Genomic DNA, 24,413 nt, shown 5'->3' with positions numbered 1-24,413 from the left:
GAAATAATTATATTTTTGATATGATGTAATTCTTTCGAAGGTATATTACCTGAAACGGCCAAAAAGGTTTGAACGAGAACATTACCGCTACAGGAAATAGCAACGTCAACATACTTATGAAATAATAATAAGCGCTAATAACGTTTCTTAGGCTTCGGAATAACCTTGCAGCAATTCCCATCCTTATCCAATGGATCTGAAAGGTAAACACCGTTTACTTTCATGTCCGTTTTTTCTGTCAGTTCCGCATCATAAGTAATCTTACCCTTCTTTATTTCATAAAACCTTGATGGTACATAGTACATAGAGTCGGGAGAAGGATGTACTTCTGTGAGATCGCTACCGCCAAATTCAAAGTTGCCGTCATGATCCAAGTCTTTAACGTCTGAGCTGATGGCATCTAAAATGGAATCTGCCCGGGAATGATCAATATTAAATACGTACATCCTGTTTTTATTCGGGCTTCCATCTATTTCCAGGAAGAGGAATACTGAACTACGATCTTCTACAAGGCGGTTACGTTTGCTCTTGTAGTTAATACCGTCTTCATGAAACACAAAAGCTTTGTTCCCATTCACGAAAATGGTGCCCTTGTATACGGTAATTAATTGTTGCTGACTGCTGGTAAAATGTAATTCGTTGGCCGGTTTTTGTGCCATAGCGGATGGTAAACCAATGAAAAGCAGCAGACATCGTCTAAAGAAATAGCGCATCATAGTATTTTTATAAGCTGTTAATTTAGATCATTCCTGCATATTTTACAACTCAACTACCATGAAACAGCTTTAGTTGAGCCTAACGGGAACCCTGCATAATTACACCTTATCAAAAAAGATCTGTACGGGAATAATTTAAAAACAAAAAAAGACCGCCTCAAACTTATCAGAGACGGTCTTTTTAAATTACCATATTAATCCAGGTCAAAATCAATCATCATCATCTTTCTTCTTCTTTTCCAAAATTACAAAAGCGCTTCTTTTGGGAGCAGGCATAACGGCACTTTCGCCTTTAACAGACTTCCAGATCACTTCATTCAGCTCTAAATCCGGCGCAGCATCTTCTTTCGCCAAATTAAAGCTTTCTGAACGTTTGCTGCTCTCGTTTACTGCCACATTACGCTGTTCCAGGTCAAAGAGGGCGGGCTTTACATCATACGCGGTGAGGTTTGGCGTTGCTGTAAAGCATTCATATAATGGCATAGCTGCGGCATCATACTGGCTCATCGGAGGCAAACCCAAAATCAGTTCCATCGTTCTCAGGAAACCCGAAGTAGAATACATTGTATGTACAACTGCCTTCCTTTTTACATATGGTCCTAATACAAATGCAGGTGAGCGATGCGCATCTACGTGATCGGGGCCGTTCTGGGCATCATCTTCCAGGATAAATACTACAGATTCTTTCCAGATAGGACTATGTGATAAGTGATCTAAAAAGCGTCCGATAGCTAAATCATTGTCGGCAACAGCCGCTTTAGGTGAAATCTTTCCTTTCTTTTGTCCGCTGGTATGGTCGTTGGAAATCCGGATAGTGCTGAATTGAGGTACAGCATTAATGGCTAACAGGGAGTCAAAATCATGTTGCCAGGCATCCACCCGCACCTGATCTTTGATGTCCATATCAAAGCCTGGCGAATAAGGCGACATATGCCCTTGCAAAGTTTTGAGGGCGGCTTTATTGTAAGCGCCGAACTCACCGTAACTGCGGTACGTAATTCCTGCACGTTGACAATAATCCCAGATAAAACCATCTTTGGGGTAAGTAACCGGGCGGCCGCCTTCGTAAGAAGTTGATCCTCCACGATTGCCATAGCTGGTTGGCCATGTCTTTTCCACCACATCGGTAGCGTAGGCTGCCATGCTCCAATTATGACCATCTGCACTCACTTCTGCATCTACATAAAAGTTATCCAACAACACAAAATCCTCTGCAAATGCATGATGATTAGGCGTAATATCCCTGCCAAACAAGGTGAGGGAAGAATCACCATTACCCTGAGGCAAATCTCCTAATACCTGATCATAAGTGCGGTTTTCCTTTATGATATAAAAAACATGCTTGATAGGTGATTGCTCACCTTGTTTACGCGGTATAGGATTACCTGCCTCACCATCAGCAAGGATAGCCTTTTTATCGTTAAAGGGGGTATTGGCATATACCTGCCGGGTATAGGTGGTTAGTTGATCTGGTTTGGGCACTTCGATAAATGATAAGGTCCCTTTAAATAAACCAGCAATGTATTGAAGACGGTTGTTTGCAGTACTTCCTACGTGAATACCGCTGTCGTCCAGCCTGCTGACAGGTTGCGGACCTTCAGGGTTAGCCAGGGAAGTATTTCCCTTACCGTTGGCAACCAGTATCTTGGAGCCAATTACTTTTACACAGGTAGGATACCAACCCACAGGAATAAATCCTTTGCTTTCACTATGACCTGGCTTAGAAACGTCAAAAACGCTCAAACAATTATTATCGGCATTAGCGATATATAAAGTTTTTTCATCAGCGCTCAATGCAAGTCCGTTAGTGGTTGATCCGATCAGTTGAGTAGGATAAAGCGTTGTGGAAATTGTTTCCATTACTTTATTATTACCGGTATTAATCACTGAAACGGTATTATCGTTGGCATTGGCTACAAATAAGTACTTCCCATGCTTATTTAACAACATCTCATTCGGATGATCGCCTACTGGGATGAATGCATCAATCCGTGCGGTAACTGTTGATACAACGGCTACTGTACGGCCGCCCCAAATAGTTACATACAACCTGGTTTCATCTGGTGATAATAAACAGCTATAAGCAATGTCCGGGAGCTGCACTTTATTAAGTACTTTTTTTATTGCGGGATCAATGATATAAAGACTGCTATCTTCTTTAGTAACCGTATATAAACGGTTGTTGGCTTTGTTAACAGCAATACCTGCCGGGCTTATTTTTTCCTTTGGCCAGGCAGCTCCCAACACGATGGTATCACTTTTCCCCAATTTGCCGGCTGTTATAGGAAAATCGAGTATCCAGTTATCATTAGCACCAGAAACATATAAATGTTTTTCATCTTTGGTGAAGGCCAGTCCGTACCAGGCTTTACCCAGAATACAACTGTCTAATATCTCTTCAGTTCTGGGGTTGATAAGCTGTACAGATTGTGTACTCTGTCCATTGTTGGTAACCGCCAGGTACTTTCCTGATGAGCTGAGTTGCATATTCAGCGGAAGATCACCCAGCAATATGGAATGGCCCGCCGGACTTAGCTTCCAGCCATTAGGTAAAAGAACCTGTTGGGTCCCTTTTTGCAATCCGGGCGTTTGTGCAGCAACCCTATTCGCCATAAACGAAAGGGCCAGCATTAGAATAAATGATTGTCTCATCGGCTTCAGTAAATCAGTTGACCTTAATTAAATTAGGGTTGCAAAGGTAATTAAAAGGGAATCATGCTGTTGACCGGCCATACTGTAACCCATTACATCTTTAACATCATCTTTGCTTTCCTTATGTCTGTATTGATTTGCAATCCGCTAACCGAAGATATTATCATATTGTTATCTAATTTAAATAGACTAATAACACGCCTCGACTGGCAACCACTCCAGAAATAGACAAAGCCCGGCCTCCTCCATTCCGGTTGCATCTTATTGCGTTCCGCCACCCAATGCACGGTACAACTGTATATAAGCCGTTACCTGCTGTCTTTTCAGATCAGCCAACTCAAGTTTGTTTTGCAACAAGCTTTGCTCAACAGCAATCACTTCCAGGTAGCTAGCCATTCCATTTGTGAAAAGCAGTTGTGCATTAGGCATGGCAGTTTGAAGAATATCAGCTTGAGATTGAGTAATCCCAAGCTTTTCTTTTAATTTTTCAGATTGCACTAAAGCATCTGATACTTCTGATACTGCATTCAGGAACTTACTCTTAAAATTGGTAACCGCCTGTTCATATTCAATGCGGGTAACATTTAAATTCGTTTTAAGCCGTCTTTTATTAAACACAGGCTGCAATACACCACCAGCAATATTTCCAAACAATGATGCAGGTAAACTCAGCCAGTTAACAGCCTGAAAAGCATTGAGCCCCCCTCCTGCACTAATACTTAACGCCGGGTACATATTTGCCTGTGCAAGGCCAATACGTGCATTCGCAGCACGAAGTGCGTATTCACTTTCCCGTACGTCGGGACGCCGGTTTAATAATTCCGCAGGGATACCTGTTGCAAATTGATCCGGTATATCAAAATGTCGTATATCTGTATTTACATGGATTCGTTGTGGCTGATGGGCCATTAATATATTCAAAGCATTTTCCTGGATCTGTATGGCCTGCTCCAATGTCGGTATCAACGATTGCGTCTTTTTCTTTTGTATTGCTGCCTGTTGCACTGCAAGTATTGTCGCTTCCCCATTTTCCATCTGTAATTGGGTCATGCTCACAATAGTGTCGTTCAACGCAACATTATTACCAGCAATTTCCAATTGCTCATGTAATATCAGTAAATTGTAATAGCCTGCTGCCGTAGCAGAGATTAAACGGGTTTGTAAAGACTTGGCCGCTTCTTCGCTTTGCAGCCAGGTTGTTAATGCTACTTCTTTTTGATTCTTTATTTTGCCCCAAATATCTATTTCCCAGCTTACCCCCAGGCTCACTGAATAGTCTTCAATATGATTAGCACCGATGGTATTGTTTAAATTAAATCCGCGAGGACCATTCAGACTATTGTCGGCAAACCGGTTAGTATTTGCCGCAACATTTGCTGTTACCGCTGGCAACCATTCTACCTTTGCCTGTTTCAAATATTCCTCGTTCTTCCTGATATTATTTAAAGCGGTTGCAAGATCATAGTTTTTGTCCAGCACTTGACTAATTAAATGCTGGAGTGTTGTGTCGGTAAAAAAAACCTTCCAGGGAATAGCTGCAATATCAACAGTAGCTGTTTTTTGTGCAGGCAAGCTATCATTAACTTCCCTGAAGGAAACGTCCGAACCTGGGTTCGGACGTTGATACTCTTTCCCTACACGGCAGGAAGCAATCAACATGGCGATGGCTATCATACTATATATATGTATTCTCTTGTTCATTTTGATTAACAATTATTTTTATAAATTACCCCTCTACTGTTTTAACAGGTATATGTTTTACACCAAATACCCGCTCATGTAACGATTGGAAAATCACAAACAAAACGGGGATGATGAAAACGCCTAATATAACTCCGAAAAGCATACCGCCAATGGTACTTGAAGATATAGACCGGTTGCCCTGTTCGGAGGCTCCTTTGGCAAAGAACAATGGCAACATACCCACAATAAAAGCGAGAGAAGTCATTAATATCGGACGTAAACGCAAAGCGGCTCCCTCCATTGCAGACGCAACTAACGTTTTACCAGCATGGCGGCGTTGCAACGCAAATTCTACGATCAGGATAGCATTCTTAGCAAGTAGTCCTATCAACATGATCAGGGCGATCTGAACATAAATATTATTAGAAACACCCACCATATTAATAAACACAAATACACCGAAAACTCCGGTTGGTAACGAAAGGATAACAGCCAGAGGGAGTATATAACTTTCATATTGCGCTGCCAGCAGAAAATAGACGAACAGTATACACAAGGCAAAAACAAATATCGTCTGGTTACCCGCTTCCTGCTCCTGTTTGGCCATACCAATATACTCATGGGAATAGCCGGCAGGTAAATCATTGGCGGCTACTTCATTTACCGCATTGATGGCATCACCTGTTGAAAAACCTGTTTTGGGTTGTACACTTAAATTGATAGAAGTGGCCTGATTAAGATGGGTAACTACTTCGGGACCAAAAACGCGCTTCAATTTAGCTACAGATTTGATGGGTACCATTTCCCCAATATTATTTTTTGCATAAACTTCATCCAGTGAATTTTCGCTCGACCGGTAAGGCGCTTCTGCCTGTACAACAACCCGGTAATATTTACCAAACCGGTTAAAGTCGGATGTATAAATACTACCATAATAGGCCTGCATGGTTCCCAACACATCACTTACCTCAAGACCTAATTGTTTGGCTTTAACAGCATCCACTTCCAACATATACTGAGGGAAAGAGGCATTAAATGAAGTAAATGCGGTTTGAATTTCTTTTCTCTTTAACAACGCAGCAATAAAATCATCGCTTACCTTTCCAAACTTGGCAATCGCCCCTCCTGTATTATCTTTTAACACCACGTCCAGCGCATCCACATTCCCGAAACCTGGTACAGTCGGCATAGCAAACGTAAAGAAGCTGCCTTCCGGAAGATTGGAAAAAACCTGTCTGATAGAATCCATAATCACGTTTATGTCTTTAGTTTTCCCTCTCTCATCAGGTTGTTTTAAAATGGAGTACGAAGCGGCAAAAGATGGTGATACTGTACCCGCCAACAGGTTACTTCCGTCTACTACAGCATGGAATAGCATGCTTTCAAATTTGTCCAGCCTATCGCTAGCTGGCTTGATCGCTGATTTTGTACGTTCCAGAGAAGTACCTGGAGGCATATTAAAAGCAGTCATGATAAATCCCTGGTCTTCGGTAGGAATGAATGCCTTTGCAGTATGTTTAGCTATCCATACCGAACTAACAGCGATTACTACCAGTCCTCCCATAGCCAACCATTTACGCCTGATTAAAAAACGGACAGCATTTACATATTTTCTTGTTACAGTATGAAAACCTGCGTTAAAGGCTTCATAAAACCTATGAATACCTTTTTTCTTTCTTCCTTCCAGGATCTCACTATGCACATTCTTCAGCAAAATGGCACTTAATGCAGGCGTTAAAGTCAACGCATTAATGGCAGAAAGCACAATCGCAATAGCAAGCGTAAATGCGAACTGCCTATAAAAAACGCCTACAGGTCCATCTATCAGCCCTATAGGTAAAAATACAGCAGACATTACCAGCGTAATGGAGAAAATAGCTCCGGTAATTTCACTCATTGCATTTATTGTAGCCTTTTTCGCGTCAGAGGCATGATGTTCCAGCTTACTATGTACAGCTTCTACTACAACAATAGCGTCGTCTACGACAATTCCTATTGCAAGTACCAGGGCGAAAAGTGTAAGTAGGTTAATCGTAAACCCAAACAACTTCATGAAAAAGAAAGTACCTATAATTGAAACAGGAACAGCAATCGCAGGAATAATAGTAGAACGGAAATCCTGCAGGAAGATGAATACTACGATAAACACCAGTATAAAAGCTTCGATTAGCGTATGAAGCACTTGCTCAATAGAAGCATCCAGAAAATGTTTAGTACTATACGTAACGTAATAATCAATTCCTTTAGGAAAGTCTTTTTTTGCTTTTTCCATAAAATCCAAAATCGCTATTTGGATTTCATTGGCATTTGAGCCAGGCGTTTGCATGATGGCAATCCCAATCTCAGCGTTTCCCCCCTTCATGGTTTGGCTGGAAGCATATACATGGTCTAATGATCCCAATTCCACTCTCGCTACATCTTTCAGTAATAGTACAGATCCATCAGGCTTGGCACGGATCACAATATTTTCATAATCGGGTTCCTCACTCAATTTACCTTTATATTTAATGGTATATTCGAAGGCAACCGAACTTCCTTCTCCAAATTTTCCTGGCGCCGCTTCCAGGTTCTGATGATTAATAGCATCCATCACTTCCTGCGGCGTCATGCCGTAAGCAGCAAGCTTACCTGGGTTGAGCCACACCCGCATGGCATAATCTTTACTGCCAAATACGGATACTTTTCCCACTCCATTGATACGTTGTATAGTAGGTACAATATTGATCAGATCATAGTTATTTAAAAATGCCGCATCATATTTTGGATCTTTGCTTTCAAGATCTATAATCATGATGGTGCTATTGTTTTGTTTAGATGTTACGATCCCCGTATTCACTACCTCTTTGGGCAATTGATTCACTGCCTGCGACACTCTATTTTGCACATTAACGACAGCCTGATCTGGATCTGTACCCAATTTGAAAAATATAGTAATGTTTAAACTACCGTCATTCGATGAAGAAGATGTCATATAAATCATATTCTCCACACCATTAATAACCTGTTCCAAAGGGGTGGCTACAGAACGGGCAACAGCTTCAGCGCTCGCGCCAGGATACCGTGCAGATACAACTACAGAAGGCGGAGCTATTTCAGGAAATGTTTCCATTGGCAAAGCTTTCATCGCCAGTATACCCAGGATCACCAGGATAATAGAAACCACTGTAGCCGTTACAGGACGGTTAATTATTTTTTTAAGCATAAAATTATTTATTAAATCAAAAAGGGGTTATTTAGTGCTGACAAGCATATCTTCATGCAAGCGTTGCATACCTTTTGACACGATCCGGTCTCCTGGCTTTAACCCATTAGAAATGATATAATTCGTATCATCCTTCCCAACAACTTTTAAAGGCATATTTATAAGCCTATTGTCTTTTCCTATAGCAAATACCATCACCTTGTTTTGCAGCTCAAAAGTAGCTGCCTGTGGCACTTGAATGATACCACGATTTTCCTGCGCCATAACAATCGTCCCTGTATTTCCTGACCGCAGCAAGCCACTTGTATTAGGAAAGGCAGCTCTGAACGTGATTGCAGCGGTAGTTTTATCAAACTGTCCCTGAATTGTTTCTACTTTCCCTTTTTCAGGGTATGCTGAATTGTCTGGTAGCAACAGGGTTACTTCCGGAATGTTTTTTATTTTCTCTTCTATCGTATTTCCCGGATAATGCTGCTTAAACTGTAGAAAGTCCTGCTCGCTCATTGAAAAATAGGCATACATTTCATGAATATCTGAGAGCTGAGTCAGGGGAAGCGGTTCATTATGGCCTACAAGACTTCCTATTTTGTAAGGTATCCGTCCAATATATCCGTTAACGGGAGCTTTGATCAGGGTAAATCCTTTGTTGATAGCAGCTCCTTTCTGCGCTGCTTCCGCCTTAGACACGTTTGCATTTTCCGCATCAAGAATTGCTTTTGCATTGTCTAGTTGTACTTGGGAGATTACTTTTCCTGCTACTAGTTTCTGTAAGCGGGTTACTTCAATCTGCGCTTTTTGGGCATTGGCCTTAGCTATTTGTATTACCGCATTTGCATTATTAAGCTCTTCATTAAAAGGTTTATCGTTAATCAGGAACAAAGGCTGCCCTGCTTTAACGTATGCTCCTTCATCAATATATATTTTTTCGAGGTAGCCTTCTACCTGTGGCCTGATCTCTATATTAGTAACGCCTTCCAGACTACCAGGAAAATTGCTGTACGTTGTGATGGAGGTGGTATCAATGGTAATAACGGAAACAACTTGTGGTTGCTCCGTTTTCTCTTGTGCAGGATGCAATGAGCAACCTGTTAATAATAGCAAAACATAGCTTGCTATAAATAAACCCGTTATAGATAAAATAGTCTGCTTCATGATAATTAATCGTGTATGTGCTATGTGTTTTATCAATTTTTATGATATTTGATAGAAGGAAATCGTAGATAAAAAGAGCACCTGCTTTACTTGCAGCATTGATAATGCTCCTTTTTATCATCCTTCAATAACTATTCATTTCGATTTTTAAGCTGTTACTATCGACGTAACTATCTCTAAGTACCTTATTCCCAAAGGGTAATCGCTTCATTGTTTCACTTATCATATTATTATATTTTTTTTATTTCACTATTATAAATAGATATATAGAAATGTTTCGTTGTTTTACTTTTAAATAAGCCATTAGCACATTTTTTTAAGCTGAATCAATCAACAGATGCTCCTTATATCGTATTTCTAAAAGAGAATCAATAAGTTAACCATTGAACTGCTGATGGACACCAGTGATTTTATACGATCATTCATATAGACGCATTCGAATTTACCTATGTATTCATCAAAAAATAGCCGTCACGATTTATAAATAAGCTATACTTAGCTAGCGTTGCCGTATTTAAAGCATATTTCACATGACAAGCCTTCCATGATACATTCTGGTATTTCAACCGGAATCAGCCAGCACTTTCCCTATTTTTTCGAACCTATTTACTTATCTCTCATTGACGGCGCAAATTACATAGAAACATTGAATTATTTCTATGTAATTTACACATAGCCAACTTATGGCAAGTCCATAACAGTTGGTTTTCTCTATATTATAAAAATAATAAACTATAATATACTTATAATCAGAATAAAAATCATCATGTAAAAATATTTTATCATAACTCGGTTTAACCTATCTTCCCATGGAAGACCCATCTTTACACCAAAGAAGCCTCCCTGTTAAAAGAGAGGCTTCTTTAAAGTCTTACTATCCAAACTCCACTTACTTCAACGTTTCTATATACTCCTGGTACCGGTGGTACAAATGACCGGCCTGTAAATACGCAGATTGTGGGCTCATAAAATGTGAAAACTCAAACGTGATCGCCTTATCATACCCTGCCTTCCTGGCGGCTTCCAGCTTTAAGCGCAATTTTTCAAACTTGATCGGCAAAAATCTGATCGGCATATCCCTGTCGAAGCTCTCTGCATTTGTCCAGCATTGCATACCAAACCGGTCTGCCATTTTCTTGTTCACTGCAAAAAAGTCTTCCAGTTCATGGTAGTCGATATGCCCATCCTGAAAAGCAACAATATCCACCGCACCTTGTACACCAGCAAAGATCTCGCTCCACTCCTCTTCATGTGCTTTCAATGATATGGTATCTTCCTTGGTGAGGGTACCAGAAGCAGCCATCACCGCTTTTTTGCCATCTATCCATGGAGAAATAAAAGTGGGCAACCCATTACTCACTTGTTTGCATTGCAGTCCCAGGGTTCTGAAAGCATCCGCAGCGCCTTTGGTTTTACGGCTGATTTCCATGCTGAGATACCATCCCTTGAAGCTTTTGTGGTGGCCGTAATTCTTCCAAACCTCATCTATCACAAAACGGTTGCTGTCGATTTCATGCTGCATGTCGCCAGTATCCCAGTATTCACCGCTATCGTACAGGCCAAAATAAAACTGCATGTCCAGTTCATCTGCCAGCTGTAAGAAAAGCTCTACCAAGTCTACAGGCGGTTTATAGCATTGATGTTCCTTTATCAGGTAGGCGGAAGGAAAGGTAATAAAACGCCTATAACCGCTGCGGATCAGTATAACGGTATCTATACCGATTGCTTTCATATATTCAAAATCTCTACGCCATTCTTTTGCGCCCCAATTTTGATGAGGTATGTCGTGGCTAATCTCATCCAGAAATGTCCCTGTTATCTTCATATCGCTTACAATATTTTCTATTTATCGATAAAATGTTGAACGGTTTCTGTTTTTCCCTCTACTACCTGCTGCATAAACGTATCCATTTCTTTGAACTTCCTGAACATGAAGTTGCTTACTTCATGCCCCATCCCTACATAGGTATATAATGTTACTGGCAATTGCTGTCGTTGCAATGTGTCGTACAAGGTACCTGAACCAAACATCATTATCCAGCCGGCATCACTAGCCGTACAAAAACGATGTGCAGCAGTACCATAAGGTACCATTTGATCGTTGGTACCATGCATTAGTAACAGGGGTAATGCAGGTTGGCGGTATATCTTGTTTATATCCAGGATGGCACCGGAAAAAGACAAAACGCCGGCATAGCGGAATGATTGATAGCTACTATCCCGTTTACTGACAAACGGGTTGAACACCAGGTTAAGGACCGTTTCTGCACCGGCGCTACTGCCCGCCAAAAAAAGCCGGGTAGTATCCACCTGTAAAACAGCAGCATGTTGCCTTAAATAGTTAGTAGCATCCCAAGTGTCTTCTACCGCTATCCGGATGGCTTTCAACTTTTCCGGCACCATGGTTTCGCAACCGAAGCTCCTATCTTTCAGGTATAGGCGGTATTTGACCACAAATACATTATAGCCCAGTTTAGTAAGCCCCTCGGCAAAAGGCGCCTGATTAACAGGATCACCGCCTGTAAAGGAACCGCCATGCACAAACAATATAGAGATACCATTGGAAGTGGTTTGCGGAAGATAATGATCGAACCACAACGTGTCGCTGCCTTTAACAGCATAGACCTCACGCCGGGGAACTATACGCTGCACGCCGGATGCGACACTATACCCTGAATCTTTAGCATGCAACCCACCAACTAAAAATAGGCATCCTAACAAGTATAACAGCTTCTTTTTCATTTACAGATATTTCTTGTCTTTCAGATAATTGATCCATACAACATATCCCTCAGGCCGCAGATGAATACCATCAATGGTCAGATCTTTTTTCAGATCTCCGTTGGTATCTGCAAATACTTCATGCAGATTGATAAAAGTCAGGTTGTACTTCGCCGCTATCTTACGGATACCCACGTTGAGTTGAATGATACTGTCTTTTTTATTTTTCAGGTAAGCGGCAGTGGTCATTGGTTCATATAACGGCAATACACTCTGAACATAAATTTTTGTTTTGGGTGAGTGTTGCCGGATATAACCAACAATACGATCATAATTATGTAGGATCACTTCTTCCGGCAACCCACGGCTCAGGTCATTGATACCGATGAGCAAAAAGAGCCTGCGTGGTACGGCGTTTACTACGCCTTCCAAACGAGCCAGCACGCCAAAGGTATTATCTCCGCCAATACCGCGGTTCATCACTTTTATACCTGGCAGTAATTCGCCCCAGGCGCCCCGTTCTGTGATACTGTTGCCCAGGAATACAATAGCATGCTTTTGCAGGGGCAAACTGTTGAACAATTCCATTCTCCCCTGATAATAAGTGTTATTGTAACTACTGTCTATTTTCTGTTGGGCCAATGCCGTAGTTGCCATGCCCATGCATAATAAACTGCCGCAGGCAAGGCGTGAGAATAAATTATTCATATGCTTATTTTATTATACTGCTGTTATTTTAAGCCGGTCGTACCAGGTGAATTTCAGGATGATCATGCAGATAACACATACAACAGCAGCCGTACATCCATTGCCGATATAACCGAATACAAAGAATATTGGCATGATCACCATGCTCATCTGCCAACAGATACCGATCAATACATTCAGCATATCCCATTTAAATTGTTTATTTGGCTCAAAGTCTGGATTTTCCAGTCGTACCCATTGCAATACTGGTTTCCAGTACCCCCAGGGACGGGTATTGGCGTAAAATGTTTCAAGCATTTTCCTATTTGCCGGAGGTGTCAGCAAACAGCCAATCACACTGGCAAGCATAGACAATATCAGAATGATAAAGAAAGAGATGAGGGTGCCGATTCCGCTACCGAACAGGTTTTGATAGGCTGTAAAATAATGACTACAGAGCCAGTTCATTAACTGGGGTACAAAGGTAGCGGTTACCAGTCCGGCCAACATACCGGCAAAATAGCCATAACCGTTAAACCGCCACCAGATCCATTTCAACACATTGGCCGCTGCATAACCGCCATAGAGTGCAGAGGAGATCCATAAGGTCAGGGAGCTGAGAGAGTCTGCAAACAACCCGAAGAAACATCCTACAGCAATGATGGCGATAGATACCCAGTAACTACATTTCACGTAATGTCTGGGAGGAGCATCTTTACGGAAATATTTCTTATAAAAATCATTTACCAGGTAGGCAGGCGCCGCATTTACAAAAGCAGAAAAAGTGCTCATGAAAGAAGCCAGCAAACCCGCCAGCACAATGCCCCGTATCCCAACCGGCAAATAACCGCCTACTACGTGGCTGAGAATCGTCTCAAAATCAGGATGTTCCTGCGCCTGCAATACCGGCATAAATACGTTAAAGGCGATCAGCGTTAAGGCGCTTACCATCATAAACAGGGGAATAAATAATACCAGATTGGTAAACCCCGACAGTTTAGCTGCCTCCCAGGGCCGGCTGGCGCTGAGTATACGTTGCATATCGAAGCCAGGTACAGGCCCAGCCAAGCTCGAAAAAATACCTTTACTCACCATCATCAGCATCAAAGCGCCAAACCAGGTAAAACCATCTTCTGAAATTTTACGGTTGGCCTGCGGAAAAGTACCATCCCAGTTAATGTTCAATTTCCATTCCGGCCAAAAAGAGGCCCAACCTTGTGGCAGCCGCTGATGCAAGGAATCATAATCCACTCCCTTTACTGCAAAAATGACTACCAGTATGCAGCTTACTACCAGAATACCATACTGCAGTACTTCAGTAGCCACTACGCTATACATACCTCCCTTTACTGTGTAAACCGTTGTGAGCGCCACTATAATCAACGCATAAGTCTGCGGACTGGTAAATACAGCATTTGACAGGTCCCAGGGCAACATATTGGATGCAAATTTTCCTATCCCTACAAATACATATCCGATAAAACCAATCACGCTCACCACTGCAAATATTACAACAATCATATGTGCCAGCCTGCCGCCTTTATCGTCACCAAAACGCTTAATGATCCAGTCGGCGCCAGTCATGGCATTACTCCGACGTATCCATATGGCCAAGAATACCATCACAAACACCTGGTTCCAAACCGGCCATAGCCAGGGCAACCAGGCTGCCTTAAAACCATAGATAAATAATAACGCTACATAAAATGCTGTACCGCTCACATCAAACATACCGCTGCTGTTACTAAAGCCCAGCCAGTACCATTTGATATTATTGTCTCCCAGAAAATAGGCTTGTATATTACCGGATGCTTTTTTAGAGATCCAGAACCCCAGGCCAATAATGACGATAAGGTATACAATGATAATCAAAATGTCTATGGTCGCAAGATTCATGATACTGTAATATTGAAAGAATTAAATAACACTCGTTAGGATTTGATTAAGTTTTCCATAACCATTTCCGCTTTGTAAAAAAGACGGTAACCCCGGATACAATACCGGTAAATAATACACCACTTAAAAAACCACCTGCTATATTTGATTGCATCCCGGTGTAATAAGTGATAGCCCCGCTAAGCCGCAACAGGGGCAATAGCAGGAGATTACCGGTTACATAGGCTACCATAGGATTCCGGCCATGAAGGCTTAAATAGCGTAAGATCCCTTTTGCTACACCGGTAAGCTGGCAACCATAAAGGGTAATCAACATAAAAAAGGCGAGGCCCGCGGTTACAAAATAGTAACTGAACGTGGAAGGATCTTTTTTTATCCCTCCCTCATACGCTTCAAAAAAAAACCCTAACAGTAACAGATATACGCCTGCTTTAAAAAAACGGAACAATAAAGCGTTACTACGTAACAATTGGAATAACAGCAAACTTATCGCTACTGTTACTCCCATATTGAGCAACAATTGCCGGCTAAACAGGAAGATGACATTGGTAACAATAAGCGTAAAAGATAAAAGAGGCGCCAGGCCTGCAAGCGCACCAAAATTGCCTGCAGACGCCAGACCGGAGGCATTGGGTACATTTCCGGCAGCATGTATTAGTATCCATTCACCAGCGAATGTACCGGGAATAAGCAGGAATAAGTATTTTAAGTAATAGCATTTATACATCCAGGGTAATGGCGACCATTGAAAAACGGCTTCATTCAAAGAGCCGGTTATTCCGGCGCCCAACAATATTGCCATTATAAAGGGCAATAGGCCTATCCGCCGCCAGGGATTATCTTTGGTGCACCACCATATAATGGTTGCAAAAAAAGCCATATTAGCCAATACGAGGATAATAATATCGCTCCGGAACAAAGAAAATCCTTTACCACTTTTCAGCGGCATCAGGTACATCATCAGAGCGGCTGCTATGAAAGCGAGTATCCTGATAACAACCCATATTTTAGCACGTAAGGTTGCAACAGGCTTATACAGCATAAAGCATAAGAGTGCAAAAGCGCCCAGCTGCAACAACCAACCAGTTGGCGTTACAACAGCGCTGCGAGCATGCATGGTAAACAAGGCAAAGAAAACCAACAACAAATACCGCCGCACTGCAATAGATAATAACGCTCCCCAACCGGCTTCCTCTTTACGCTTTTTATTCAATGCCAACGGGATAGCAGCGCCCATACTAAACAGGAAGAAAGGGAATACCAGATCTACCCAGGATATACCAGGCAATTCGGGCCTATAAATATGTGTAGGCGGTGGCTCCTGAGCATGGTACATCCAGGCTGGCAGTATCCCAAAAGCAATACTGCTGCTCAGCACCATAGCCAATATCGCCAATCCCCTTAAAGCATCGAGACTATCATCACGTTGTTGCATAGGTTCCAGTTCTTTGAATACAGCCAGCTATTGTTGTAATCCGTCTTTTACCGCATCCCACAGCGGTTGTTTCAGGCGGTTGTATTGCGGTGCGTATATATGCACCAAATCAAACAGCATAATACCACCGGTAGTGTTGGCCCTGATATATTTAATAGCCCGGGTGATTTCTCCTTTGTTGGCCCAGTCTACATTCCCCATGTCGATACCTCCATATAACGGTACTTTATCTTTTGTTACATACCGTGTACCCCGGATAGAGCCTTCTACACTCCACCAATGATAAGTAAGATTGGCGGTAGCCGGATTTTCAGACAACAAGATCTGGGTAAAATAATTACCGGTCATCATGATATCCAGCAATTCGGTATAACCCGTTTCATTATATTTCGGGTAGGCCCAGTCAAAGCGGATCGCCTGATCATTGAAAGGATCATAATCCTGACTCGCCCAGTTTACCCCCACTTGATAATAGGTAACATACCACGCGCCCACATACACGCCGAAATTGATATTTGGTTTCACACTTTTCACCGTTTCCCTTGCCCTTTTGAAAAAATCATGTATAACTCCCGCTCTGTACAATAGCCATTTCTTATAGTACTTGCCGGTATTGACAGGTAACGTTTGGCCGCTGCTGGATTTCCAAGAAGATACAATATCTCCCGGAAAATTCATATTAACAGCGTCGTTGTCGTTGTATTTTGTTTTTAGGAACTGTATAAACTGCTCCTTGCTGAAATCAGAGAAATCAGCGTCAATGTCTGTATAACGGGCATAATCCAGGATCAAGCCATCAATGTCGTACTGCTGTACAATTTCTTTAATAATATTTAAGGCCCTGTCTTGTATTTCAGGTCTTGCAGGATTTACAAATGCGTTACGGCCAGTGGTAGTTACCCTTACCCGCTTACCATTTACATCGCATACAATGGTTTCATATTTCTCTTTAAAGGCCGCATCATCGAATACAGTCCCTACATTTTTACTTCCATCCCCTTCCACAAAAGTGACAATGGAGGCATACACCTTCAGTGACCTTTTGCGGGCTTCAGTAATCATAAACCTCAGGTAATCTACACCTGCGGGCAATGATTTTCCGTCCTGAGCTGTTACCTGTTTAGCATAGGCGCTAGGATACATCGTATAACCGGTGCTACCTTTTGAATCTATTACCAGGCCGGTAACACCAATATCTTTCAGGGTATCCAACGTAGTTTTTATCTGCGCCGTATCATTTAGCCGGCCATAGGTACCAAAAACATTAGACCGGGCATCTACCCAGACGATCACATTTTTTCCCGGCGTAAAAGTACTGCTGTCTGATGGGGCAGGTTTTACAGAACCGGCTGTTTCTTTTTTCTTACAGGCAATGCCCATTAGCAGGCTGCCTGCTGCCAGGCATATAAAAGATAACTTGTAATTCATGCTATTCTGGTTGATGTTTACAATGAGGTTACCACATAAAAGAAAGAATGACTGCCGATGTATACTTACCGGCAGTCATCCATTATCAGGGTGCATAAGTTGTGAACTCACGGGCCATTATTCCGCCGTTCGTGAGTAACATATATACCTGCATTTTTTCATTGTTTTCACTGTATCCAATGCAAATATCGGCTGTACCGTTGCCATTGGTGGTACCGGTAAATAAGTCTGAAGTAAAAATATTAAAGGAAGCATAAGATGGATCTGAAGGCCCCATCGGGATTTTCGAAGGGTTGGTGATATCAAAAAGCGCCATCTGTACCTGGTTCAGGTCCATCGTATTCAGGTACTTTACAATAGCCAGGTATTTTGCATTGTTGAATGTACCATAAGCTGTGGGCAAGGTAAATACCACTGGAGCCCCCAGCGTAAGGGCTGCAGACCGGGTATTGGTAGCACCATTTACCAGAGCTACTTCATATTGATAGTTGATAAAATAATCAGGATTAGGAGCTGCGGATATAGGTTGTGCCTCTGCATAAAATCCCCAAAAAGTGGCAGCACCTCCAGCGATGGAATTATACCGCACAATTTCCGGTGTATTGCTGAGTATTGCACCATTTACAACACGCCATTTGTAAATTACAGTAGACTGGCCGGCAGTAGCCATAATCACGGCATCTTTGTTCAGGTCTCCATAAATATTCACCCTTCTGCCTACACCCCCATCTGCTGTAACACCTCCCGGATTATTGTTCGTCCAGTCTACCAATTTTACAGGGTTAACATCATCCACGTTATTATACCTGTATAAGATGAAAGCGCTGTTCTTGGGCGCCCAGGAAGCAGCTAATATCCGGCCCAGCGAATCGCTGGCGATCTGAAACGACAAACCAGGTAACGGATTGTACATATCCCGCAAGTATGCGCCTGTAAAGCGGTTGATCACACTATACCTGGAAGGATTTGTTCTGCGCACCAGCACCAGGTAATCGCCGCTGGTGGTGAGCGAGGTTTCATTATTAGCGCTGAAATTCAGATCGGCCGCATTTTTTGTCCACAGCTTACGGTTAATACCTGCACCATAGGCCAGTTTCTGCGGCGCTAAAACCTGCAGCGCGTATGCTTTGGAGGCCCCATCAACTCCTTTCACAATAAATGGCACTTCCTGCGTAAGGTTAATATTGCTGCTGTCGGGTATAGAACCAGTAGAATGTTTATTGATCCCATAAGTGAACTTTGCATTAGATACATCAAGACCGGGCAACACATAGAACAATATCTTGTTATCTTGTATAATGCCCTCCACCTCCTGTTCAACACCATCAGCCAGGAAAGTAATCTTTGCGCTGCTCACTGTGAGGTCGCCTACTTTCCTTGCCATAACCACATATTGGGATACCTGGCCATTACCTGCAGTAATCGTAAGAGAGAGGGGTTTGCTCAGGTCCATTACATTTCCCAGCATAGGCTTCATGATAGCATCTGTTGGAATAGTAGACCGCACAATCATCCTTCTCAGATCCACCTCATTATCGGAAGATACCGGATAAAACCAGGGAACATTAAAATAGATCGTGTCCTGGTGGGCGCTATACACGGGATCGAATAAACGTTCTCCTCCCCTTCCATCTATTGTAAGATAGATATCACTTAGCGCACTTTGCTCTTTACGCGCCACCTGATCTGCTTTACGGCAGGAAGACCAACCAATGATGGGTAGCAGTGCGGCAAAAATTAAATGCCTTCTGTTGCGTATGATAGCTGATATGTTCAGTTTCATGTAATTAGTTTTTGTAACCAGCTCACTGGTTATTCAGGTAATATTGTTTACCATCCCTGGATCTGTGTAAGCGCTGTATTGTTCTGTAACTCCGATACGGGAATTGGTATATAATACAAAGCTGGAGTAAATTGGCGGTTCATGTTGTCGCAGCTTACCACATCATACTTGAAACCATTATCCGTTACCGTAACACGATGTCCGGTAAACCGTACATTATTCAGTACGATATGCGCTTTACGCCAGCGGCGCAAATCCCAATACCGTTGTCCCTCGAATGCTAATTCCACCATACGCTCATGTTCTACTGCCGCTACCAAACCGGCTGTAGTGGAAGCGGTGGTATTAGGTAATCCACGCTTGTTACGGAGCTGGTTCAACGCACTCTCTGCACCGCCTATATCATTTATTTTTGCCCTGGCCTCTGCAGCTATCAGCAAGATTTCTGCATAACGCAGCTCTATCCAGCTTTGGATACTTTTATTTACCACGAAATTATTCACCACAGGGTTCAGCATTTTACGTATGTAATAGCCGGTTACTGTTTTCCTGGGTTCTGTAGTAGCCCCGTAATCTGCTATCCCTTCGGTGACGTCTGCAGGAGTAGTATTCAGTATACGTCCCTTCCAGGAAGCGCCGTTATAGAGTACAGATCCATAAAAGCGCGGCTCTCTGTTACTGTATGGATTGGCTGCAGCAACCGGATCATTCCACGAGAACCTGGCACCATTGCTCATTTCGTATTCATTCACCAGTTCTGCGGTAGGCACGCCGTATACGAGGCATTGGCCGGGTGCATCCCCCGGAGGAGCATATCCCAGATCCAGCTGGTGGGTTAACTGGGGAGACACAAAATCCACTTTAAAAATCGCCTCTTTGGTATCTTTATTGGTAAAGATAGACGCATAATCGGACTCCAGACTATACACTCCCTGGTCTCCCAGATCCATCACAGCCTTTGCAGCGTTGGCTGCATTCTGATAATACGTTTGTGCGTTTGCGTTACTAACGCCTGTCAACGGATCATTATTAAATTGCTTTTTATCGTAATCAGCAATGGAAGCGGCATACAACCAAGTACGGGCCAGCAGGCCATAAGCAGCGCCTTTTGTAGCACGGCCAGCGCGGGCAGCGGGCCAAGCAACAGGCAAGTTCTCAGCGGCGAAAGCAAAATCATTGGCAATAAATTTCCAACAATCCTCTTCAGCAGAACGGGCATGCTCCTTTACATTGTACTGATCAATGTTATCCAACAGCACCACACTTCCATGTAATCTTACCAGCCAGAAGTATACATATCCCCTTATAAAGCGCGCTTCAGCTTCATATTGCTTCTTTGTAGCATCATCCAGTTTGGCATACTTAGCCAAACCACCTAAGAATTCATTCAGCCGGCGGATACGATCGTAACCAGACGACCAATAGTTCAGCTGCGGCCCGGAAGCATTTACCCTTGAGGCATCCATCGCCAGAATATTTACCGTGCCATTACCAGAGGTGGAAGAAGTAAATTTTTCTATATCGGTCAATGCGTCTGTTGCATTGCTATAACCTATCGGGAAAGTGCCAAACTGAAATGTCTGAAACTCTTTGTACATACCGGCAATATATAGCTCCACATTGTTCGGGTTATTCCAGACTGCTACTTCTGTGTAACGGTCTGTAGGATCTATATCCACTTTACAGCCATGCGCCCCTATGAGGATACCCACTGCCAGTAAAGCCTGTTGTATAGTGATTGTTACCTTATTCATAAGATGAATGTTGTGGTTTAGAAAGTAATAGATGCGCCGCCGGAATACATCTTCTGCTGTGGATAGAAACCATTGTTCACGTTCGGCATTTCAGGATCGAGGTATTTCAGCTTATCCCAGGTAATGAGATTGAAACCAGAAACATAAAAGCGCATCTGTTGTATCTTGGCTCCTGCCAACCATCTTTTCGGCAACGTATACCCCAGCTGTACAGACTTCAGGCGCAGATAAGAGGCATCCCTGATCCAGCCGGAATTGGCATTTGCATTATGTGCCGACAACGGCGCCTTATAAGCAGACAAACGGGGATACTTTGCATTCGGATGATCCGGCGTCCAGGAATCTTCCACGAGGTAATAAGGTGAATTACCATAGTTGTAGAAAGTTTTGGTGAACGGCGTATTATCTTCTACGCCACTGGTACCACTGGAACCTTCGTAAGCGCCAGCCAGGCTGATATCAGCAATAGCGGCGCCCTGGAATAATGCAGAAAAGTCAAAGGCACCATATTTCAAATCTATGTTTAAGCCATAGGTTAGTTGCGGCATATTACTATGGCCTACAAAAGTCATATCGTCGGCACGGGTGATACGGCCATCGCCATTGAGATCACGGTATTTGAAAAATCCAGGAGCCAGCGTACCGCTGCTGGGAGAAGAACCATTAGCTGCTTCTTCCCAGGTCTGGTACATTCCGTCTACAACAAAACCCATTTTATCCCCTATGCTTCTGCCCACACGCCGTTGCCACTGCGGCAACCCTGGACTTTCGTTCATACGGATGATCTTATTTTTCGCCCAGTTCATGTTGGCTGTAACGCCGTATTGCAGTTTACCAATGGTATTACGATGCCTAATCTGCAAATCAAAACCCCGGTTATCTACTATACCATAGTTCAGGCTGGCAGGCGCATAGCCTCCCAGGGAGAGTGGATACAGTGTACCAGGATCGTCCAGAATATCGTTCGTTAATTTATAAAACCATTCAAAATCGAGGCTTAGCAAGTCATTCAGGAATATCGACTCAAATCCTCCGTTATACAAGGTAGACGTTTCCCAGCGGAGATTCACATTAGGTGGCGCACTAGTGTACAAAGCTGATACCGGCTTACCGCCTATTACTACTACCGGTGCACTGGTCAACTGAAAGGTCTGCATATAAGCGAAACTGGAAGCAGCGCCATTACCCAGGCGCCCAACAGAGCCTTTCAGTTTCAGGTAGTTCACTACTTTACTCAGGTTATCAAAGAAAGGCTCTTTGCTGATCACCCAACCTGCACCTATTGCAGGGAATAATTTCCACCGGTTCGATTTTATAAAGTTTACAGAAGCATCATAACGGCTGGCCAATTCAACGAGGTATTTATCTTTGTAATTATAGTTGATACGGGCCACTGCACCCGCGCGGGAGTCATCAATTTTGCTGGAGCCTGTTGGAGCAATGAAATCTTCTGTTGCCGTACTGCCATAATTAATATCCTTTAGGTCTGTTAATGCAAAATTACTGGCGCCCGTTGAGAATACATTTGATTTCTGCTGCGACCATTCATATAACACCAGGGCGTTGAAGCCATGGTCACCAAAGTGATTACTGTAAGATATACTGGGTTGGAATGTTTTACGGTTGTAAGTGCTGTATGATTGGCGAAGCGTTGTTTTGGTGATACCGGGTAAAGTATTGATCACTGTAAAGTTGCCTGTCACCTGGTCGCGGTTACGTCCCATCAGGGTATAAGGCGTGAGCCAGCTTTTGTTTTCCGTGCTGCTCTTATCATAAGCAGTTACCAGTTTCAGGTCTAGCCCTTTTACACCGGGTACTTTTAGTTTAATGTTCAGATTACCTTGAAATACATTTGTTTGTCCATTTTGAAAACCGGATCTGTCTACAGCAGCCAGCGGATTTACCCAGCCGGCGCCGCTCTGGTAAGCCGTAGGTATGCCATCCGGCGTATACATAGGCAGGTTAGGCAACATACGCACCGCCTGATAGAATGGGTTCATATAAGCGGTATTATCCGGTGCAATACCCGGCGTAGCAGACAGCTGCTGATTCATGCCCAGGTCTGCTCCAACAGATAACCATTCATTCAGTGCAGCGTCCAGGTTAGAACGCACATTATAGCGTTTGAAATTAGTATTGTTTACCACGCCCTCCTGATCCAGATATCCTCCAGATACAAAATACCTTACTTTATCTGTTCCTCCATTTATGCTAAGGCTATGGTTCTGCGACATACTGGTTTTTCCCATTAATTCTCCCACCCAGTTTGTATTACCTAATAATGGATTGGTATTAGTGCCATTTTTCACCGCATCAATCTGCGCCTGCGAGTATATGTAAGGAACAGGATCACCACTGGTATGCGATAGGTAATCATTATCCATGTCTACTCCTTTATTGTACCAGGTCATATAATCCGGGCCATTGAGGAATTTCGGGAAGCGGGTATTGGAATTAAATATCACCGAACCATCATAGGTAATGGTGGGTTTATTGTTTTTACCATGTTTGGTAGTAATGAGGATGATACCGTTGGCCGCCTGCAAACCGTATACAGCAGTCGACACCGCATCTTTCAATACAGTAATGCTTTCAATTTCATCCGGAGAAAGATTGGCAAAAGAGGGCCGCTGTACATTGTCAATAATGATCAACGGGCCTTGATTAGCGCCATAGGTGCCTACGCCCCTGATGCGCAAGGTAGCATCGTCTGCACCCGGGCGCCCGGATTGCTGTAAAGCTGAGATACCAGGCAAACGGCCAGCCAGCATATTGGTAATATTCATGGCAGGCGCCTTTTTCAGTTCAGCGCCACTAATCTGTGATACCGAACCTACTACACTACCTTTCTTTTGTGTGCCATAAGCTACCACCAACACCTCATCCAGCTCTTTCAGACTTTTTTCCAGCGTTATTTTCAGCTGGTCGCCGGCTTTTACGTTGAGCGTTACCGGCGTAAACCCCATCATGGAAATGATGAGCGTAGCGTTACCGGATGGCAGGGTTAAGATAAACTTACCGTTAACATCGGATAAGGCCCCATTTGCAGTGCCTTTTACCTGTACAGTAGCACCGGGCACAGGATGGCCATCGGCGGCAGTGATAATACCTGAAACCGGGCCTGTCTGCAACCCGTCGGTAGTAGAAACTTTCCCCGGCACTGTTTTGGACTGTCCTGACGACAGTGCGTAACAGGCAAGAAAGCATAGGAGCAGCAATGCGCTGCGACCGGACAATGAAAGATGCCTGAATTGTTTCATAAACAATCACTTTGGTTAATAAAACTTGTGGTTACTAGTTGGAA

14 protein-coding genes are annotated in these 24,413 nt (G+C 43.1%); all 14 read right to left on the bottom strand.

All coding sequences use genetic code 11. The annotated features are described in order from the left end of the window. Nucleotides 1-134: 134 nt before the first annotated feature. Nucleotides 135-659, bottom strand: a complete 525-nt coding sequence (locus ACDQ55_RS19065; protein WP_420983105.1) for a hypothetical protein — start codon at nucleotides 657-659, stop codon at nucleotides 135-137. Between the two features lie 267 nt (nucleotides 660-926). After that, entirely contained in the window at nucleotides 927-3,368 is a 2,442-nt protein-coding gene (locus ACDQ55_RS19060) for an alkaline phosphatase family protein (protein ID WP_420983104.1), read from the bottom strand. 261 nt (nucleotides 3,369-3,629) lie between these two features. Then, nucleotides 3,630-5,069, bottom strand: coding sequence for an efflux transporter outer membrane subunit (locus ACDQ55_RS19055; protein WP_420983103.1), 1,440 nt, complete (start codon nucleotides 5,067-5,069; stop codon nucleotides 3,630-3,632). Between the two features lie 25 nt (nucleotides 5,070-5,094). Then, nucleotides 5,095-8,253, bottom strand: coding sequence for an efflux RND transporter permease subunit (locus ACDQ55_RS19050; protein ID WP_420983101.1), 3,159 nt, complete (start codon nucleotides 8,251-8,253; stop codon nucleotides 5,095-5,097). A 27-nt stretch (nucleotides 8,254-8,280) separates the two neighbouring features. Next, entirely contained in the window at nucleotides 8,281-9,405 is a 1,125-nt protein-coding gene (locus ACDQ55_RS19045; protein ID WP_420983100.1) for an efflux RND transporter periplasmic adaptor subunit, read from the bottom strand. An 889-nt stretch (nucleotides 9,406-10,294) separates the two neighbouring features. After that, complete coding sequence (locus tag ACDQ55_RS19040; RefSeq protein ID WP_420983098.1) at nucleotides 10,295-11,230, bottom strand: DUF4434 domain-containing protein; 936 nt, start codon at nucleotides 11,228-11,230, stop codon at nucleotides 10,295-10,297. A 17-nt stretch (nucleotides 11,231-11,247) separates the two neighbouring features. Next, entirely contained in the window at nucleotides 11,248-12,147 is a 900-nt protein-coding gene (locus tag ACDQ55_RS19035) for an alpha/beta hydrolase (protein WP_420983097.1), read from the bottom strand. Next, entirely contained in the window at nucleotides 12,148-12,834 is a 687-nt protein-coding gene (locus ACDQ55_RS19030; protein ID WP_420983096.1) for a GDSL-type esterase/lipase family protein, read from the bottom strand. 12 nt (nucleotides 12,835-12,846) lie between these two features. Then, entirely contained in the window at nucleotides 12,847-14,709 is a 1,863-nt protein-coding gene (locus ACDQ55_RS19025) for a sodium:solute symporter family protein (RefSeq protein WP_420983094.1), read from the bottom strand. Nucleotides 14,710-14,755: 46 nt separating this feature from the next. Beyond that, entirely contained in the window at nucleotides 14,756-16,144 is a 1,389-nt protein-coding gene (locus ACDQ55_RS19020) for a DUF5009 domain-containing protein (RefSeq protein ID WP_420983093.1), read from the bottom strand. Nucleotides 16,145-16,171: 27 nt separating this feature from the next. Continuing rightward, nucleotides 16,172-17,572 carry a family 10 glycosylhydrolase gene (locus ACDQ55_RS19015; RefSeq protein WP_420983092.1) on the bottom strand — a complete coding sequence of 467 codons (1,401 nt, stop codon included), beginning with the start codon at nucleotides 17,570-17,572 and terminating at the stop codon, nucleotides 16,172-16,174. A gap of 85 nt (nucleotides 17,573-17,657) precedes the next feature. Then, nucleotides 17,658-19,355 carry a DUF5018 domain-containing protein gene (locus tag ACDQ55_RS19010; RefSeq protein WP_420983091.1) on the bottom strand — a complete coding sequence of 566 codons (1,698 nt, stop codon included), beginning with the start codon at nucleotides 19,353-19,355 and terminating at the stop codon, nucleotides 17,658-17,660. A gap of 47 nt (nucleotides 19,356-19,402) precedes the next feature. Continuing rightward, nucleotides 19,403-21,109 (bottom strand): RagB/SusD family nutrient uptake outer membrane protein, encoded by a 1,707-nt coding sequence (locus ACDQ55_RS19005; RefSeq protein ID WP_420983090.1) that lies wholly within the window; start codon nucleotides 21,107-21,109, stop codon nucleotides 19,403-19,405. A gap of 17 nt (nucleotides 21,110-21,126) precedes the next feature. Then, nucleotides 21,127-24,369 (bottom strand): SusC/RagA family TonB-linked outer membrane protein, encoded by a 3,243-nt coding sequence (locus ACDQ55_RS19000; protein WP_420983089.1) that lies wholly within the window; start codon nucleotides 24,367-24,369, stop codon nucleotides 21,127-21,129. Between the last annotated feature and the right edge of the window lie 44 nt (nucleotides 24,370-24,413).

This window comes from Chitinophaga sp. 30R24 (assembly GCF_049056765.1).
In the GTDB taxonomy this organism is placed as follows: Bacteria; Bacteroidota; Bacteroidia; order Chitinophagales; family Chitinophagaceae; genus Chitinophaga.
Note: the sequence above shows the minus strand (reverse complement) of the source record. Positions and strands in the feature narration are given on the sequence as shown.

Excerpts from the sequence above, each read along its gene's own strand:
- ACDQ55_RS19000 (WP_420983089.1), bottom strand. The coding sequence starts at position 24,369 with ATGAAACAATTCAGGCATCTTTCATTGTCCGGTCGCAGCGCATTGCTG.
- ACDQ55_RS19010 (WP_420983091.1), bottom strand. The coding sequence starts at position 19,355 with ATGAAACTGAACATATCAGCTATCATACGCAACAGAAGGCATTTAATT.
- ACDQ55_RS19020 (WP_420983093.1), bottom strand. The coding sequence starts at position 16,144 with ATGCAACAACGTGATGATAGTCTCGATGCTTTAAGGGGATTGGCGATA.
- ACDQ55_RS19025 (WP_420983094.1), bottom strand. The coding sequence starts at position 14,709 with ATGAATCTTGCGACCATAGACATTTTGATTATCATTGTATACCTTATC.
- ACDQ55_RS19005 (WP_420983090.1), bottom strand. The coding sequence starts at position 21,109 with ATGAATAAGGTAACAATCACTATACAACAGGCTTTACTGGCAGTGGGT.
- ACDQ55_RS19015 (WP_420983092.1), bottom strand. The coding sequence starts at position 17,572 with ATGAATTACAAGTTATCTTTTATATGCCTGGCAGCAGGCAGCCTGCTA.
- ACDQ55_RS19055 (WP_420983103.1), bottom strand. The coding sequence starts at position 5,069 with ATGAACAAGAGAATACATATATATAGTATGATAGCCATCGCCATGTTG.
- ACDQ55_RS19045 (WP_420983100.1), bottom strand. The coding sequence starts at position 9,405 with ATGAAGCAGACTATTTTATCTATAACGGGTTTATTTATAGCAAGCTAT.
- ACDQ55_RS19065 (WP_420983105.1), bottom strand. The coding sequence starts at position 659 with ATGGCACAAAAACCGGCCAACGAATTACATTTTACCAGCAGTCAGCAA.
- ACDQ55_RS19040 (WP_420983098.1), bottom strand. The coding sequence starts at position 11,230 with ATGAAGATAACAGGGACATTTCTGGATGAGATTAGCCACGACATACCT.
- ACDQ55_RS19060 (WP_420983104.1), bottom strand. The coding sequence starts at position 3,368 with ATGAGACAATCATTTATTCTAATGCTGGCCCTTTCGTTTATGGCGAAT.
- ACDQ55_RS19050 (WP_420983101.1), bottom strand. The coding sequence starts at position 8,253 with ATGCTTAAAAAAATAATTAACCGTCCTGTAACGGCTACAGTGGTTTCT.
- ACDQ55_RS19030 (WP_420983096.1), bottom strand. The coding sequence starts at position 12,834 with ATGAATAATTTATTCTCACGCCTTGCCTGCGGCAGTTTATTATGCATG.
- ACDQ55_RS19035 (WP_420983097.1), bottom strand. The coding sequence starts at position 12,147 with ATGAAAAAGAAGCTGTTATACTTGTTAGGATGCCTATTTTTAGTTGGT.